We start from the raw sequence: 17,426 nt of genomic DNA on the forward strand, positions 1-17,426 counted from the left end.
CTTCCCCCCAAATTTACTCGTTATATTGCCCTTTCAGGTTTTATAGTCACTTAATCCAGCATATTTACAATTAGTTACTCCTGCCTTTTATATAACTCAATCCATTCTTCTGGCAAGATAGCTTTTACCTTTGAAGAAGAAAAATCTTTTTTATTACGTGTAACTATATAATCCAAATTTTTCTCTATGGCACATTGCATCTGAAGACCATCTTCTAAATCGTTCCATCTTTCGTTCAATAATGCCATTCTAATAGTTTCTTTATTTTCCACAATAATATGAAAATATTCACATAACAATAATAGCAACTGTTTCCTTTTGCTTACATCAATATCTTTGCGAAGTATATAAAATAGATCCGAAAATGTATGCGCTGTCAAATAGCCCTCTACATTTCCAAACATCGCTTCTTCCATGATATACTTTGCATTTTCACTAAAAGGCTCTCTATGCATCAACCAATCCAAAATTACATTTGTATCAATCAAAATTTGCATATTTTTCATCCAATGCCCCTATACGCTCTGCTTTCTCATCAATTTCTCGTGATATGCATCCAGTAAATTCTTCAAACAATTCTTTTGCAGATTTTCCAATTATGAGTTCCTCTGTAACCTGTTCTTCTGGAAATATAACTATTACATTTGCTTTCTTCATAGGAGCATCCTCAGATAATTCGATCCGCCCATTTTCATACAGCCCTTGAACTGCAACCATCTTAACACCTCCAGTCTCTTCTCTTCCAACTACATTAAATCATATATTCTTCATTTATTTCAATGACATTAACTTCCCTCTATAATCTTATCATATTTTTAATTATATTATACTTTTATTTAAAATACTATCCTCTATTACAAAATTGCAAAAGACTTTTTATTTTAGAGCTCATCTATATATTTCTTTAAATATTTCTGTTGAAGTCCCTTATATCCTGGCTTGAATAAAACATACCCTCCAGAAATTGTCGCCAAACCTAATGTCACAAAGACCCCTATAACATCAATCAGAGAATCTATTTCCTTTATAAATACACTTTCTGTGATATGAAAAAATATTGGCTGTACACATCTTGAAGTTTCTGGAAAAAGAGCCATAACTGAAATAATAATTAATATAACACCTATTATAGTCATGACAATACCAATAGCATATCGAGCCATTGCTTTTTTTCTTGCATTTTTTTCTGCTTGTACTTCATACTTTTCTTTATACTTTAAATTGTCCTGTTCTAATGCTGCTGTTTGTTTTACTAACACCTCGTTTTCTTCAGACAGCCTTTCTATATCAAGTTGCTTTATCTGAATCTCTTTATCGGCCCTCCGAAGAGATTCTTCGGATTGTTTTAACCTTTCTTCCTTTTCAGAAATTATTTGATCTTTGAGGTTTATCTCCTGCTCCATGTCTTCTGCCGTCGAAATCATAGCATCATCAATCAGCTGATTCTTTTCTTCCTCCGACTCCTGTTTTCCAAAGGTTGACTGAATCAATTGATTTGAAAGAACTTTCTCAGCAAAAGCAGGCGTTGTACTCTTATACATAGCTACTCGCCCTAAAACTTCCTGCATTTGTTCATTGCTAAGCTTATTTATTCCAAAAGAAGTCCTTGAGGATGAAAACAATCCTAAAAACGCCTCAAAATAATCCGTAGTGGGAGAAGTCATACAAAATAGTTGCATAAGTTGAGATGGCAATACCGCCATATCAATACTATCCTTGTAATCATTATCCAATCGTTGTAACCGAATCAAACTCCAATCAGTAGTCAAAAAGAATGTTTTTGCATCTATTACTGAACTTGCTCCCTTTTCCTGCAAATGAGAAATCATAGCCAAACACTTTGCATCATGACTAATTGCATTATCCGATTTTGAAAAATCAGGAGATGATCTACTAAAACGACTTACTTTACCCTCTAATATTTCTACATTCCCATTTAAATTATTTTCGGCAATATAATCCACATCATCAACTTCCAGTTCATATTCCTCCAATAATGTTTTTACATTTTTGAACCGAAAATTAAAATCCTCTGCTGAAACTCCTGTTTTTGCTTTCTCTTTCCAAAACGTACTAATATAATTTTCTTCAGTCCGACTTTTATAGCCTATAGATGCAAAAGAAACTGGAATCGGATGAGCAATAATTATCTTGCTATCATAATCAATTCTTCTTTCCAGTTCTTCTACACTTGTACGAAAAACCTTTATATTAGCATTTGCTTTCTTACAATAATCTACCAACCGCTTTATCGATTGATAACGTTCCTCTCCTTGCAAATTAAATAAACGGTATAAGACAGTTGTGTCTAAATAAATAGAGGCTCCATCTACCTGACGAACAATTGTTTCTTGAGTAGAGTGATCTACTACCATTGATAAATAATGTACTGCCTTCTTTAATAACGTTAATAAAAATAATTTTTGTATTTCTGACAAATCACGAGAAAAAAGTGTAGTTAAAAATTCAATTACATTTTTTTGTTCTAAGTCATTTCCTACTACCGCTTTGTCTGCAAGGGTAGAAATATCATTGTATTCTCTCTGTTTCTGTCCAGAAATAAACTCATAACAATCTGCACCATGCGTGAGGAAAAAAGTCCGTACAAAAACAAGAATACTATTTTTCAAATCTTCTCTTGATTTATTAGACAAAAGCTCACCTGTTAAAGTTTCATAATCCGAAAACCATTCTAACAAAGCTTCTGTCTCTATTTTTCCATTTTCCAATGCCACTTTTGTTATTTCCTCCAATGTCTGAGGCGATATAACTAAGCATTGCCCCTCTCTACATAGTTTATTCTGATTATGTAAAGACGAAATAGTTCTTTTTAAATTTTCAAGAGAAATATTAACGTGAAATAATTCTTCAATAACTTGTTGTATATTATCCTCTGTCACTTTTTCTTTTGCATGATGGATAGCATCAATAACAGTAGCTTCATCACCTAAGACTCCAATATCTGACGCCAACAAATAGGAAAGCTGTATCGTTGTAGCGAATTCATCCTTTGTCCCCATGATTTCCTCCCAGATAAATATCTATTATTATCTTATCGTATGTGCAAAAGGAAATCAAGGAGATGAACATTCTTAATTATATTTCTATCTGATAACCTACAATAAGATACATAACCTAAAAAAACATGAACGTTTTAGGGGAAACTTATGAACATTTGGGGGAAGTTGCGATATCCCCAAAATTTTGGTCAAAATACGGTAATTTATGATAAGTTACACTCCTCACTCAAGATCACAAAAAACCCTCGAAAACGCCCATTTTCCGGGATTTCCAAGGGTTTTAAGCTCTTATTCTCTTCTACCGCCTGACAGCGATTACATATTCATCTGTTTAGCCACCTCAGCCGCAAAGTCCTCGTTCTTCTTCTCCATACCTTCCCCAGTCTCAAACCGAACGAATCCTTTGATCGTGATGTTAGCGCTATTCGCCTTAGCCACCTGTGCCACATAAGCGGCCACAGACTGCTTTCCATCCTCAGCCTTCACATAAACCTGATCCAAGAGACAGATCTCCTTCAGCTCCTTATTAATACGTCCCTTAATCATGCCCTCGATCACCTTCTCCGGCTTCTGGGACTCTTTGGGATCGTTCTGGATCTGCGCCAGCAGAATAGCCTTTTCCTTCTCAATATACTCCGCATCCACTTCCTTATCGCTGGTGTACAGAGGCTTCAAAGCAGCTGCCTGCATAGCAATATTCTTTGCCATCTCTCTTACATCGTCATTGATCACATCTGTCTCAACATCTACCAGAACGCCAATCTTGCCGCCTGCATGGATATAAGAAGCGATGAATCCGTTCTCCTCCTCCATCTGCTGGAAGCGGCGGATGTTCATATTCTCGCCGATAACTGCGATCTGAGCGGCCAGAGCCTCCTTCACAGTCATGGAGCTGTCCTTCTCCCAGGTCTCAGCCATAAATGCATCAATGTCAGCTGCGCCGGTATTTACTGCCTGTGCCGCTACATCCGCTACAAAAGCCTGGAACTTAGCGTTCTTAGCTACGAAGTCTGTCTCTGCGTTGACCTCAACCACTACGGCCTTCTTGTCATCATTTATAAGCTGGGTTGCTACGATACCCTCTGCTGCAATACGGCCTGCCTTCTTCTGGGCGCTTGCAAGTCCCTTCTCTCTCAGCCAGTCGATGGCTGCTTCCATATTTCCATCCGTTTCGGCCAGGGCTTTTTTACAGTCCATAATGCCGGCGCCGGTTGTCTCTCTTAATTCTTTTACCATTCCTGCTGTTACTGCCATTGTTTTTTCCTCCATCTATATATTCCCACAGACATATGACGGCCCGTTCCGCACGAACTGCATACGCTGCAGCGTAAATGACCTCTTGGAAAGCTTTTGGATTACTCCTCTGCCGGTACGGCAGCCTCGTCATAAGCTTCCTCTACGTCCTCTGCCTGTCCCTGGTTTGCCTCCACTACGGCGTCAGCCATCTTGGATACCAGAAGCTTCACGGCTCTGATTGCATCGTCATTGCCGGGGATTACGTAATCCAGCTCTTCCGGATCACAGTTGGTATCTGCGATGCCAATCAAGGGGATTCCCAGTGTATGCGCTTCCTGAACACAGATTCTCTCCTTCTTCGGGTCAACTACGAAGATTGCATCCGGAACTCTCTTCATTTCCTTGATACCGCCAAGGTTTCTCTCCAGCTTCTCCCACTCTTTTCTCAGTGCGATAACTTCCTTCTTAGGCAGTACGTCAAAAGTTCCGTCCTCGGACATTCTCTCGATGGCTTTCAGACGGTTTACTCTGCTCTGGATAGTCTTGAAGTTGGTCAGCATGCCGCCGAGCCATCTCTCATTTACATAGAACATGCCGCAGCGCTCTGCCTCGGTACGGATGGCGTCCTGGGCCTGCTTCTTTGTTCCTACGAACAGAATGGTGCCGCCGTCTGCCACAATGTCAAATACAGCCTTGTAAGCATCGTCTACCATTCCTACAGACTTCTGCAGGTCGATGATGTAGATGCCGTTCCTCTCGGTGTAGATGTAGGGAGCCATCTTAGGGTTCCATCTTCTTGTCTGATGTCCGAAATGAACACCTGCCTCCAGTAACTGCTTCATTGAAATAACGCTCATGTTTCTTTACCTCCATGTGGTTGTTCTTCCGCAAGCCCTGTCTGCCGCAAAGACCCGAGCAAATGCTCCGGCACCGTTCTTGGCAAGGACCGCGTGATTTTTCGCTAACTTAGAAAGTATATCATGGGAAACAAACCTTTGCAAGCCTTTTTTCATATCCGGGCCATCCGGTGCATCCGGGCCATCACCGCTCCCTCATCCGTCTGCGCTCCAAAAGCAGCAAACCGGCCAGCGCAGATGCTGCAAGCACAAGCAGTCCAAGATACATCTCCACAGGGCTCATATCCGCCGTCTTCGGGCTCTTAACGGCCCCGCTGGGATCATTCAGCTTCCCGACCTCCGACCAGCCCACGGAGATCGGTGACAGACCGTTTACCTTAAATTCAAGCCCCTCCCCCGTCTTGGTCACAGAAGGATACTCGATCTCCCCGGCCTTATGCCCGTTCATCTCCTCTGTAAACATATGGCTCACAACAAAATCATGCTTCGTCCGATCTGTTCCCTCCGGATAAGGAATCACCACTGTAAGCCCTCCCTGGGGAAAATTGTCCTTCGTGGCCGTCTTCCATCCGGTCCCGTTGATGTTCACCATAAGGACAACATCATAGACCACCACCTTATCCGAAGCAACGCCTGCCGCCCGTTTCTGCAGCTCCTGCTTCATCTTCGACTCAATCTTTTCCGTTGTATTCAAGTCCTCTATACTGCTAAGGGCCGTTGGCACCTTGGAGATCCCCGTCTCCATAGACAGGCTGTACTCCACCTTATCCGTCCCGTTGGCAGTGGTATTGTTATTGCTGTTATTTCCGCCGTTCACATTATTATTGCCATTATTATTGTTGTTATTGTTATTATTGTTGTTATTGTTATTATTGCTCGACCCCGGATTCTGTGCAGAGGCCAGCACATTCACCGTAAGCGTCAGCTCAAAAGCCTGATAGTCCGCCGTCTCCGTTACCGGCACTGTAATCACGGCCTTCTTTCCGGCCTTTGAGCTGTCATTCACCAGGCTTCCGGTCACCTTAGACCCTGAAAGAGAAGGCGTGCCTGTAAAAATACGATCCCGGTCTTCCACCCGGATGCTGCCAAGCTTATATCCGGCAGGAAGCACAGAGGACAGATTAAAGGAAGCCGTCTCCCCTGGTCTGGCCGACACCGCCATGGTTTTTGTTCCGGTATAATTACCTTTGTCAATGGTAAATGACGCCTCAACGGCAGGGCTCCAGGTATAATTCCCCCCGGCCTTCGGGCTCACCGACACCTTGGCCGTCCCGGCGCTCTTGTTATTGCTCAGAACCGCCTCATAATCTGTCTCAGCCAGCACATCCGTTCCGTCCGAAACCGTCAGCGCAGGCGTTACCGCACTGCCTGTAAAGCTGTAGCTGCCTGAAACCTTCACAACAGGCGCGATAGATTTCGGCTTAATCTCCCCCGGAAGCTCCAAGGTATCATTCAGAAGCTCATAGTTCTTAAGGCCCTCCCCCTCCAGGGCAAGGGTCACAGCCACCTTCTTCTGTCCATTCACATTAGCGTCCGGATAGGCTCCCGGTGTTACCGTAATAGTAAGGAGGCCTTCGTCCCCAGATGCCAGATTCTGAATCGCCAGCTCCCCGGATGCAGTTCCCGGATCCCGTGTCCTATCATAAACCTTGGTGATCCGGCAGCTTCCGGCTTCCGCCGTAACAGTGCGTTTCGCCACATCCGCCTTCCCCGTCAGAACTACTTCGTCCGTATAGGTTTTCCCTTCTATGGTTCCGTTGTAAAGGACCTGAAAGCTCTGAGCGTCTCCGGCATCCGGCCGGCCGCTTTCCCGCAGGGTAAAATGCGCAGAATCACTGTCCGTTCCTGCGCCTGTGCCGGCTGTGATACTGCCGATTTTTACAATCTCAGACCAGGAATCGCCGTATACGGCATCCTTTTTGATTGTCACCGCATTCTCTGCCGTGGCCTCCGTCCCTCCCACGGTAAAGGTGAGCGTGCTCATGGTAAAAGCAATCTCTCCGCTTTGGGAAGCATAGTCCGGGCTTGTGGGCGCAAAGGTGTATGCAATTGTTCCGCTGCTTCCCTCTGCAAGTCCTGCAAGCACATTTTTCAAGCCGGCATAATCATAGGTCTGCCCGCTATAGGTATAGGTAATCGTCCCCTCGATACTGCTTCCATTCTCATCTGTGAATACCGGCTCTGTAAACTCTCCTGTCCCGGGCCGGATATTCTGTCTCTCATTCACTGCGACATTGCAGTCCGCCGCAGTAATCGTCAAAGTATTACCCGTAAATTGAATCTCGTAATTGGGGTTCTCCGCATCCGTCAGATCTCCCTGCTCGATCGCATAAGTTCCGACTGATTCCCCGGCCTGGCGGGTCAGAGCCCCCTGCAGGGGGCATCCGTCTACAACGCCCTCTGCCGTATATGTCAGCTCCGGATCCGGCTGGTTGACTGCCTTGCTCTGCGGATCCGCCTTCACGGTAACTGTTTTCTTCTCCACCTTGACATTTACGGAAGCTTCTGCAGGCTCATACCTGGAATCCGCCGGTATAAAAACCACCTTTAGAGAAGGCGTTCCGGCCTCTCTGTAAAAGGAATCTACCCATTGGAAAGAACCCTGAACGGTATTATTTGCCCCATCCACTGCAGCGCCTCCCGTCAGAAGGCTGTTGTTCGCCGGTTCTCCGAAGGTCACTTTCCCATTGACCGTCGGCGCCTGCTGAATCTTAAGCTCTTGTCCCGGCACATTCTCATAATAATCGGAAGCCAGCTTTAAGACATCTCCCAAAAGCCCCTTTTGACTGGGGTCGTACTGATAGGTAACCGTCCTGCCGCCAAGGGAAAAGGCATATCCTCCCTCCACGCTTCCCTGGGCGCCTGCCAGAAACAATTTATCCGGCGCACCAGCGGTTCCGTCATCGCAGTTAGTTGCATCCACCAGATAATTGCTGCCGTTCAGCGTCACAATATTCCACATATGATTGCCGCCGTCCATGGTTCCGGTAACCGTATAGCACGCAGCATTATAGAAAGAAGACAAATCGCATAAATACTGAAAAGCCTTGGCATAGCCCTCGCAGACCACTTTGGTAGACGGATCTCCGTCAAACACCCAGATCAGCTGCCACGGATTCCCATAAGGGGTAGAAGCATCGCCGGCGGCCGCTTCATTATAAGAAGCAAGGCGTTTGATCTCTGCCAGATAAGCCGCAAGCTTCTCATAAGACGTTTTTCCTTCATTGGCCTTGACAATCTGTTTTGCCGTGTCGGCTGCTTTATTCACTGCCTTCGTCTTTGACGTATCTATCCGATAAGCCTCCGTTCCCTTTTGGTATTCCTCCCCAACGGCCAGAGAAAATGTTAAGGACGTAATCTTGCCGCTTACGCTGCTCCAATTGACCTCATATCCATTCCCTGTCGTTTTGTCATACCAGTACAAGTCGTAGGGACAGTCCATCAAAAGATAGTATATAATCCTTCTGGCTGCAGCATCCACCTCGCCTTCGCTGCCTGGAAGACTGCCTGGATCCACAGAAAATACCGTAGAATCCCTTGCTCCCGAAGCCGCCGCCTGTATCTGCCTCTTCAGTTCCTCATAAATTCTCTTTTCATCCCCGGTAAGCCTTGTTCCTCCTGCATTTCCATACAGTGAAGCCCCGTCTCCCAGCTCACCGGCAGCCCTCTGGTGCAGGTATCCTTCCAGAAGCTCCCCGCTCTTTGGCAGATCCTCCTCCCATTCCAGAACCTTTGTAAACGTCTCCTCCGCTTCCGGCATATTCCGGGAAGCTGCCCACACAGGCAAAGCTCTGCTCTCTAAGCTCCCTCCTATAACCGCCGCTGTCAGAACCAGCGCAAAACCTCTCTTCCATCTATGCTTCCACACTCTCATACTGTCTGCCTTTCCTGTTACGCTTCTATAAAGATATATACTCTGCATCCGCCCCATTCATACATGTCCCCAAAAGCAGAGAGACCGCCTTCCTTAAAGTGTCCAAAATGCAGGGGTTTTTGCTTGTTACTTTTATTATATCACTCTTTCCTTACCGTGTAAAATAAAATACTGCAAGGAAGCACTGGAATTATCTTTAGGAATCTGATATAATTCTAATAATTGTAGAAACCAGGCAATCATTATCCTTGAAATATCCGATAATTACCTCTGTTTGTCCGAAAACAGAAGCAACAGGAGGAAAAGATACACATGAATATCCAATGCAGCAAAAAGGCACGCACCACCCAGTTTTTGATTGGAAGCTTTGTCCTGCTTCTTCTCATCAGCGTGTGGGCGTTTATATATCTGGGCCGGCACATGCGTACCGTCAGTACAGAAGCTATCAACAAAGTAGGCAACCTGTACATGTCCGGAATCAATGACCATATCACCGCCCATTTCCGGACCCTGATTGACTTAAAGCTTGAGCAGGTGGAAGCTGTAACGGAAGTCGTATCTGCCGATCAGGAGAGTACGGACGCCATATATGAGGATCTTATCTACCGTATCCGTGTCAGGGGCTTTAATTATCTGGCTCTTTGTTCCAAAGACTACTCCCTGGAAATGATCTATGGGGAAAAGATTGAGCTTGCCGATCCGGAGCCTTTCTTTGAATCTCTGCAGAAAGGTGAAAAAAAGGTCGCCGTAGGCCGCAGCACCACCGGCAGCGATGTGGTTCTGTTCGGCGTCAGCGCCGGCTACCCCATGTCGGACGGCCAGAAGTCCATAGCCCTTATTACTGCAGTCCCTATAGAATATATCAGCACCATGCTGAGTACCGAAGAAGACAACGCACTCATCTATTCCCATATTATCCGGAAAGACGGAAGCTTCATTATAAGCGATATGAGTGACGAATATCCCGATTATTTTACCAGCCTGTATGAACGGTATCCGGAGGAAGATGCCGGTCAAATAGAGGTTCATATCCAAAAGCTTTCCGATGCCATGGAGAAGAAGGAGAGCTATTCCAACGTGCTGAATCTCAATTCTGCCAGCCAGCAGATATACTGTACGTCTCTGCCCTACTCCGAATGGCATCTCCTGACCATTCTTCCCTTCGGGGTTCTCAACGAAACCGTAGAGAACATGAACGCAGAGCGGACAGGAACCACCATGCTTGTCATCGCTGTAATCCTTATTGTATTGGTTATTATCTTTTACAGCTATTTCCGTATGACCCGGCAGCAGCTGATAGAGCTGGAAGCGGCCCGCCAGGACGCCCTGGCTGCCACAAGGGCAAAGAGCACCTTCCTCTCCAATATGAGCCATGATATCCGTACTCCCATGAACGCCATTGTGGGCATGACGGCCATTGCCACAGCCCATATCGACGATAAGGAGCAGGTACGGAACTGCCTGAAAAAGATTGCCCTCTCCGGCAAGCACCTCTTAGGGCTGATCAACGATGTCCTGGATATGTCCAAGATCGAGAGCGGCAAAATGACCCTCACCGTAGAGCAGATTTCCTTACGTGAAGTCATAGAAGGAATCGTCAACATTGTACAGACGCAGGTCAAGGCAAAAAGCCAGAACTTTAACGTTCATATTGATAACATAATGGCCGAGGATGTGTACTGCGACAGTGTCCGGCTCAACCAGATTTTACTGAATATGCTGTCCAACGCAGTGAAGTACACCCATGAAAACGGCACCATACAGCTCTCCTTATTCCAGGAGGAAGCGCCGGAAGATAAAGGAAGTGCCTATATCCGCAATCATATCATTGTAAAGGATAACGGTATCGGCATGACGCCGGAGTTCCTCAGCCAGATTTTTGATTCCTACTCAAGAGCCGACAGCAAACGGGTGCAGAAGACAGAGGGTGCCGGACTTGGGATGGCAATCACAAAGTACATTATTGATACCATGGGCGGAAGCATTGCCATAGAGAGCGAGCCTGACAAGGGAACCGAGATCCATGTGATTCTGGATTTGGAAAAGGCTGAGATCGAAGAGATTGATATGGTTCTCCCACCCTGGCGGATGCTTGTGGTGGATGATGATGAGATCCTGTGCCATACAGCCGTAGATGCTCTGAAATCCATCGGAATCCAGGCCCACTGGACCTTAAGCGGAGAATCCGCCCTGGAACTGGTACGCAAGCAGCACCAGCTTCGGGATGATTACCAGATTGTCCTGCTGGACTGGAAGCTTCCCGGCATGGACGGCCTCATGGTCGCCAGACAGATCCGGCGGATTGTAGGGGAGAATATGCCTATCATCCTCATCTCCGCTTATGACTGGGATGAGTTTGAAGCGGAAGCACGGGAAGCCGGTATCAACGGTTTTATATCGAAACCGCTGTTTAAATCCACGCTGTTCCATGGATTAAAGCAGTATATGGGAATGGCAGAAGCAGAAAACACGATAACCGAAGATATGGATTTGGCCGGATGCCGCCTTCTGGCAGCAGAGGACAATGAAATCAACTGGGAGATTCTTGAAGAGCTGCTGTCTGATGTAGGCATGGAGCTGGAATGGGCGGAAAACGGAGCAATTTGTCTGGAAAAATTCGAGGCCTCTGAGCCCGGATATTACAAGGCCATTCTGATGGATGTCCGGATGCCGGTTATGAACGGCTACGAAGCCACCGAAGCAATCCGCAGCCTGGAACGTCCCGATGCCCAGACGATTCCCATCATTGCCATGACCGCAGACGCTTTTTCCGAGGACGTCAAGCATTGCCTGGACAGCGGAATGAATGCCCACACTGCCAAGCCTATCAACCTGGACGAGGTCATTTCCCTCTTGAAGAAGTTCATTCTGTAACACCTTTATTTCCGGAGGGTTAAGATTATAAAGAGAAAGGGCCTGTGGAGAAATATGATATCAGAAAATCTGATCTTATCTTTCTCCACAGACCCTTTTCTTTTATTTTTTCCTCTTCCTACAGACTCTCCTGCCGGATACTGTCGATGATATTCTCTCCCTTCATCCGGCTTCTGGCATACATCATCGTGGCAAACACCACCAGGAACACGCTGCACACGGCAATCAGGATACTGACTGAGGGAATGTAAAAGCCCACGTCCATACTCCCGGCCACCACCCGGTAGATCCGCCAGGTAACCAAAAGCGACACCGGAAGCCCATAGAGCAAAGCCTTGCACCCATAGAGCACACATTCATAATTCAGCATCCGCCGAAGTCCCTTAGGCGTCATACCCACAGAGCTTAGAACCGCAAACTCCTTCCTCCGCAGCAGCACTCCCGTGGAAATGGTATTAAACACATTGGCCACCGCAATCAGCGAAATCAGTGTAATAAATCCAAAGGTAAACACATCCACCGTCAAAAGCAGGCTTCTGTGAGTCTGGCGCGTCTCCGCCTCATCCATCACAATGAAATAACTCTCATAGCCTCCGTCCAGAGCCAGCGCCTCCAGACGCTTTGCCGTCTCCCGGTGATTCTCGGCCTGTATATAGAACCGCACGGTACTAAAATAAGGATACTCCTCCCCTGTCAGCCTTTGAAGCATACTCTCCGAGAGAAAGACAGAGAAACCTCCGCCCCACTCCCCATAGAGATTCATAGGCGCGTGCTCGGCAAATGTCCCCACCGTTACCCTGCAGGGCTTCTGGAAATCGGTCCGTGCCAAATCCTTCCCCGCTGCCCTTTCCGCCTCATTCCAGGCATCGTAATCCGTCATCAGCATCTCAATCTCCATTCCGGGAGCCTTCAAAATATCATAAAGCCGGAAACGCTGCTGTTCGGAAATATACCCCTTTAGCTGATTGAGGACAATTACCTTATCCGTCTCCGCTCCCAGATATTCCTCCTTCGAAAGTCCCAGCTCCTCCACATAAGCCTCATACGCCGCGTCCTCCAGAACCAGAATCCGGGAATCATAAAACATCAGCTTTCCATCCTCACGGTAAAGCCCTCCCCATCCCGTATCATCCCCATTATATTGTGTTTCCAGAAAAGCCCGGTAGTCCTCCGACACCAATTCCGGGTCGATGGGAACATCCATATTGATGCAGCTCTCGGAAAGCATATGATCCACTCCTTGCGTCCCCCGCACACGCTCCCGGATTTCCTCTATCTCGCCTTCCTTCTCCTCCTCAATATACATGGAAATATCATTTTCCGAAATATCATTAACCATGTCCACACTGCTCTTCACATAAGAGGAAAAGGAGCTTGCGGAGATAAAGAGCACAATACTGATAAATAAGGAAAAAATCGTCGTCCGGTACTGCTTTTTGCTCCGGCTGAAATGCTTCCCGGCAATCATCCCCTCCAATCCAAACAAGCGGTAGGAAAGCTTTCCCTTCCGGGCAATCCCCTTGGCCACCTTAACATCCCCGGTCTGGCGTATCGCTTCCATAGGCGAAACCCTGGCCGCGCGTCTGGAGGGAATCCAGGCCGAAATGAGAACCGTAACCAGAGCCGTCACAGCGGCAATCACCACCGCCGGCCAGGAAACGGAAAGCCGCAATACCTCCGAGGAAGAATAATACAGGTAAGAAAAAGCGTTTCCCGTAAAATGCAGCGTAATTCCAATCCCCACAATACCGCTGAAAATCCCCAGCGGAATCCCGACGGCACTTACAAGAAGAGCTTCCCGAATCACCGTCCCCCGAAGCTGTCTCGGCGTCGCTCCGGCAGAAGCCAGCAGTCCGAACTGCCTCGTCCGATCGCTGACCGAAATAGCAAAGGAATTATACACCAGAGAAATGCCTCCCGTCATAATCAGAACAATCAATATCGACGCCAGCCCATAAAGCATCCGCATAAAAGGCCGGTTCAGAGATACCCCCTGGTAGCGCAGAAGCTCCGAATTATTCGTAGCATAGGAGCTTCCCGCCATATACGTATCCGCAACCTCATATACATCCGACGATTTGCGGCACCGGTAGAAACCGACAAAACGGCTGTCTTCCCCCGGCTCTTGATCCGCCGCAGTAATAGCCAGGTAAGCCTCCCTGCCTCCGGCATCCATAAAGCCAGGCGTCTCCATAAGTCCCACTACGTTATAAGTCCGCGTTTCCCGGGGAATCAGCTCTTCCGCAACCTCAAGCTCCGCACCGTCATCCTCCTTTGTCATAAGCAGCGGATTGTACAGAAAAAGCTCCTCCGGTTCCTTCCCCGTAGACATACGTTTCCCGATTTCCAGAGTCACCGTATCTCCAACCTCAATATCCGCCCGTCCTGATGCAATCGCCATAGAAGCAACCACCAATTCCCCCTCATTCTGAGGCATCCGCCCCTTACTCAGACGCACAGGAAGCATTTCCCCTGCCTCCTCCGCCATACCCAGCACAAACAGGTAGGGCGCCTGTCTGTCCAGCCAGCTTTCATCCGTCGCACCGGGAAGCACAGCAAAGCCAATCTCTTGAATGGCCGCCGTCTCCTCCACCCTCTCATCACCTTCCAGCTCCCCCATCTGTTCCCCGGAAAGCTCATAGACCGCTCCATGCCAGTTGCCCATCTGCGCAACCACCGCCCGCAGCATATAATTCTGCAGACTGGAAATAAAGGTCGTCACTGCAGTCAGCATAGCAGCAGCCAAAACAATCCCTATAATAGTCACCAGCGTCCGCATCTTATTCTTCTTCAAGGTCTTAATCGTCGTCTTCGTAAATACATTCATCTGCGGATCACCTCATCTCTGGCAATCTTCCCATCCTCAATAGAAATAATCCGATCCGCCTGCAGCGCCAGGCTTTCATCATGAGTAATCACAAGAAGCGTCTGCCCATACTTCTGATTAGAAAGCTTCAAAAGCTCCATAATCTCCTGACTATTCTTAGAATCCAGATTCCCGGTCGGCTCATCCGCCAGCACAATCGCCGGCGCATTCATAAGCGCCCGCCCGATAGACACCCTCTGCTGCTGTCCCCCGGAAAGCTGATTGGGAAGATGCCGTTTCCGCCCCTCCAACCCCAGCACATGAAGAAGCTCTAAAAGCCGCTCCTCATTCACCTCCCGCCCGTCCATCAGCACAGGCAGCGTCATATTCTCCTCCACATCCAGCACCGGAATCAAATTATAAAACTGATAAATAAGCCCAATCTCCCTGCGCCGGAAAATCGCCAGCTGCTCCTCATTCTGACTATAAATATCCTTCCCATCCAGATACACATGCCCCGAGGTCGGCCGATCCACCCCGCCCAAAATATGGAGCAGCGTAGACTTCCCCGACCCCGAAGGCCCGATAATAGCTACAAACTCCCCCTGCTGCACCAAAAAAGACACATCATCCAGCGCCTTCACCTCATTCTCACCCTTCCCATACACCTTAGAAAGATGCTCCACCTTCAACAACTCCATAACCATCCACTCCTTTATCAAAATCAACTTCTATTTTGAAGTATAACCTCCCACAATGACATTCCAGTGACACCCATATAACAAAAACGTCACTTTACACTCCCTTTTAACAACACACAGCAAAATAATCCGGCAGGCATTTCCAATATCCAGTGTCCGGCTATTCGCGCACAGTCTGTCTGATAGGAACAGACATTCCCCACAAGCCCATCCCCACTTCAAAAACCAAACAATGTCTGATCCTAGCAGACAGACTGTACGCGAATCGTCCGAACACAGGATATGGAAATGCCTGCCGGATTATTTTGCGTCCCCCCTACACTACCCCTTTATAAAACCGCATCGTAAACCGCGCGCCTCCCTCATCCCGGTTCTCCGCCTTCAAAGTTCCGTTCTGGGCGCAGACGATCATTCTTGAAAGCGCCAGCCCAATACCGACACTGGAATCAGACGCATTCTTCCCCTTGTAAAAACGCTCAAAGAGATGCGGCAGATCCTCCGGATCAATCCCCTCTCCATTGTCCTCAATCTGAAACTCCGTGTACAGATGATTTTCCAATACATGGATCCACAGGGTTCCCCCCTGTCCCGTATGCTCCATACAGTTTTTCAAAATATTTCCCAGGGCCTCCACCGTCCAGGCTGCGTCCCCCCTAAAGCCTGCGCCGGCCTCCACCTCCCGGAGGGCCCTCTGTTCACGCAGCTCCATAGGGATTCCCAGAGGGTTCAGAGCCTTCTCAACCAGGGCTTCTGCATCCACCCTCTCCTTTGCAAACACAGCAGTCCCTGCGTCAATCTTCGAAATCTTAAGAAGGGCGTCCACCAGCCAGTCCACCCTTTCCAAAAGCCTGGCCCCCTCATAGGCCAGACGGCGCTTCTCGCCCTCGTCCTGAGCCTCCAAAAGCCTGGTCAGCAGAAGCTGCAGAGACGTAAGCGGCGTGCGAAGCTGGTGGGAAATATCCGCCAGGGAATCACTGAGATAGCGTTTCTCCCTTTGCAGCTTATCCGACTGCTCCGTCAGGCGCCAAAGAAGCTTCTCCACCTCATTGGCCAGGATGGCAAGCTCCCCCTCCTGGTAGTTTGTAAAATTCAGATTGCGCTCTCCGTGAAGCATCCGGTCTGCATCCACAGCCAGCTTTTTCAGATTCCTATAACGCTTTTTTGTAAAGATAAGCCAGCTAAGGCCCATAGCCAGACAGCACAAAAAGGTATAGGCTATACCGGAGCGGCTGCCGGGAAAAAAGAAAAAATCTATGCTTCCTGCAATGATAAGAATGAACAGCGAAACCGCCATCTGGTTTCTGATTTCCTGATTCCGAAAAAGGCTCATAGCAAAATACCTGTTCCTGTTCCGCAGCCCCATGACTGTGCCGCTGGTTTTTTAATCCCCAAGCTTATACCCCATCCCCCGTACCGTGCGGATAATCTGCGGATTCTGGGGATCGGTCTCTATCTTTTCCCTCAGACGCTTGATGTAGACCGTAAGGGTATTGTCATTGACAAATTCCCCTGCCGCATCCCAGATCTCCTCCAGGAGCTGGTTTCTGGTAAGGATCATGCCCTTGTGGTTGAGGAAAAACAGCAAAAGACGGTATTCCAGCACAGAGAGGAAGCACTCCTGTCCTCCCTTTGTCACCAGGGCCCGCACCGTGTCCACCCGCAGATCCCCTATCTCCAGCACTGCCTGGGTCTTTCCGCACCGGCGCAGAACGCTTCGTATCCGGGATACCAGCTCTCTTGGGCGGAAGGGCTTGCTGATGTAATCCTCTGCCCCAAGCTCCAGTCCGGTCACTACGCTGTACTCATCCCCCGAGGCGGTCAGAAAGATCACAGGCAGATCTCCCTTTCCCTTCACAGCGGAACAGACTGCAAAGCCGTTGCCGTCTTTTAAGGACACGTCCAGAAGCAGAAGGTCAAAGCTCTCCTGCTCCACCGCCTCCAGAGCCTCCTTCTGGCCGGAAGCTGTCTTTACCTGAAAGCCTTCTGCCCCCAGAACGGCGCTTAAATTTTCCACGATGTTTTTGTCATCCTCTACCAGAAGTATTTTTGCCATAGCTC

General features: G+C 47.9%; 11 protein-coding genes. 1 reads left to right on the forward strand and 10 read right to left on the reverse strand.

Annotation, left to right across the window (positions count from 1 at the left end; all coding sequences use genetic code 11):
* Window positions 1-74 precede the first annotated feature (74 nt).
* The 6 genes from VV089_RS11195 to VV089_RS11220 all read right to left on the reverse strand — a co-directional run bounded on the left by VV089_RS11195 (window position 75) and on the right by VV089_RS11220 (window position 8,987).
* The gene (locus VV089_RS11195; RefSeq protein WP_302140352.1) at window positions 75-506 is read right to left on the reverse strand and encodes a type II toxin-antitoxin system VapC family toxin; all 432 of its coding nucleotides are present in this window, start codon (window positions 504-506) and stop codon (window positions 75-77) included.
* Window positions 481-717, reverse strand: coding sequence for a hypothetical protein (locus VV089_RS11200; protein WP_334335923.1), 237 nt, complete (start codon window positions 715-717; stop codon window positions 481-483). The genes VV089_RS11195 and VV089_RS11200 overlap by 26 nt, the downstream gene beginning before the upstream one ends.
* A 164-nt stretch (window positions 718-881) precedes the next feature.
* Entirely contained in the window at window positions 882-3,020 is a 2,139-nt protein-coding gene (locus VV089_RS11205) for a hypothetical protein (protein ID WP_334335924.1), read from the reverse strand.
* A 315-nt stretch (window positions 3,021-3,335) separates the two neighbouring features.
* The gene (tsf, locus tag VV089_RS11210; RefSeq protein ID WP_334335925.1) at window positions 3,336-4,274 is read right to left on the reverse strand and encodes a translation elongation factor Ts; all 939 of its coding nucleotides are present in this window, start codon (window positions 4,272-4,274) and stop codon (window positions 3,336-3,338) included.
* A 101-nt stretch (window positions 4,275-4,375) separates the two neighbouring features.
* Window positions 4,376-5,113 carry a 30S ribosomal protein S2 gene (rpsB, locus tag VV089_RS11215; RefSeq protein ID WP_334335926.1) on the reverse strand — a complete coding sequence of 246 codons (738 nt, stop codon included), beginning with the start codon at window positions 5,111-5,113 and terminating at the stop codon, window positions 4,376-4,378.
* 184 nt (window positions 5,114-5,297) lie between these two features.
* Entirely contained in the window at window positions 5,298-8,987 is a 3,690-nt protein-coding gene (locus tag VV089_RS11220; RefSeq protein WP_334335927.1) for an MBG domain-containing protein, read from the reverse strand.
* A 312-nt stretch (window positions 8,988-9,299) separates the two neighbouring features.
* Between VV089_RS11220 and VV089_RS11225 the strand changes: the two genes are divergently transcribed.
* Window positions 9,300-11,861 (forward strand): hybrid sensor histidine kinase/response regulator, encoded by a 2,562-nt coding sequence (locus VV089_RS11225; RefSeq protein WP_334335928.1) that lies wholly within the window; start codon window positions 9,300-9,302, stop codon window positions 11,859-11,861.
* Window positions 11,862-11,979: 118 nt separating this feature from the next.
* On the opposite strand, the gene VV089_RS11230 is transcribed toward VV089_RS11225, so the two are convergent.
* From VV089_RS11230 to VV089_RS11245, 4 genes are all read right to left on the reverse strand, one after another.
* Entirely contained in the window at window positions 11,980-14,688 is a 2,709-nt protein-coding gene (locus VV089_RS11230; protein WP_334335929.1) for an ABC transporter permease, read from the reverse strand.
* Window positions 14,685-15,368 carry an ABC transporter ATP-binding protein gene (locus VV089_RS11235; RefSeq protein ID WP_172544183.1) on the reverse strand — a complete coding sequence of 228 codons (684 nt, stop codon included), beginning with the start codon at window positions 15,366-15,368 and terminating at the stop codon, window positions 14,685-14,687. The genes VV089_RS11230 and VV089_RS11235 overlap by 4 nt, the downstream gene beginning before the upstream one ends.
* A 316-nt stretch (window positions 15,369-15,684) precedes the next feature.
* Window positions 15,685-16,662, reverse strand: a complete 978-nt coding sequence (locus VV089_RS11240) for a sensor histidine kinase (RefSeq protein ID WP_334335930.1) — start codon at window positions 16,660-16,662, stop codon at window positions 15,685-15,687.
* 87 nt (window positions 16,663-16,749) lie between these two features.
* Window positions 16,750-17,421 (reverse strand): response regulator transcription factor, encoded by a 672-nt coding sequence (locus VV089_RS11245; RefSeq protein ID WP_334335931.1) that lies wholly within the window; start codon window positions 17,419-17,421, stop codon window positions 16,750-16,752.
* Between the last annotated feature and the right edge of the window lie 5 nt (window positions 17,422-17,426).

This window comes from Candidatus Merdisoma sp. JLR.KK011 (assembly GCF_036941125.1).
GTDB lineage: Bacteria > Bacillota > Clostridia > Lachnospirales > Lachnospiraceae > Laedolimicola.

Excerpts from the sequence above, each read along its gene's own strand:
- VV089_RS11205 (WP_334335924.1), bottom strand. The coding sequence starts at position 3,020 with ATGGGGACAAAGGATGAATTCGCTACAACGATACAGCTTTCCTATTTG.
- rpsB (WP_334335926.1), bottom strand. The coding sequence starts at position 5,113 with ATGAGCGTTATTTCAATGAAGCAGTTACTGGAGGCAGGTGTTCATTTC.
- VV089_RS11230 (WP_334335929.1), bottom strand. The coding sequence starts at position 14,688 with ATGAATGTATTTACGAAGACGACGATTAAGACCTTGAAGAAGAATAAG.
- VV089_RS11225 (WP_334335928.1), top strand. The coding sequence starts at position 9,300 with ATGAATATCCAATGCAGCAAAAAGGCACGCACCACCCAGTTTTTGATT.
- VV089_RS11220 (WP_334335927.1), bottom strand. The coding sequence starts at position 8,987 with ATGAGAGTGTGGAAGCATAGATGGAAGAGAGGTTTTGCGCTGGTTCTG.
- VV089_RS11245 (WP_334335931.1), bottom strand. The coding sequence starts at position 17,421 with ATGGCAAAAATACTTCTGGTAGAGGATGACAAAAACATCGTGGAAAAT.
- VV089_RS11240 (WP_334335930.1), bottom strand. The coding sequence starts at position 16,662 with ATGGCGGTTTCGCTGTTCATTCTTATCATTGCAGGAAGCATAGATTTT.
- VV089_RS11195 (WP_302140352.1), bottom strand. The coding sequence starts at position 506 with ATGAAAAATATGCAAATTTTGATTGATACAAATGTAATTTTGGATTGG.
- VV089_RS11200 (WP_334335923.1), bottom strand. The coding sequence starts at position 717 with ATGGTTGCAGTTCAAGGGCTGTATGAAAATGGGCGGATCGAATTATCT.
- VV089_RS11235 (WP_172544183.1), bottom strand. The coding sequence starts at position 15,368 with ATGGAGTTGTTGAAGGTGGAGCATCTTTCTAAGGTGTATGGGAAGGGT.
- tsf (WP_334335925.1), bottom strand. The coding sequence starts at position 4,274 with ATGGCAGTAACAGCAGGAATGGTAAAAGAATTAAGAGAGACAACCGGC.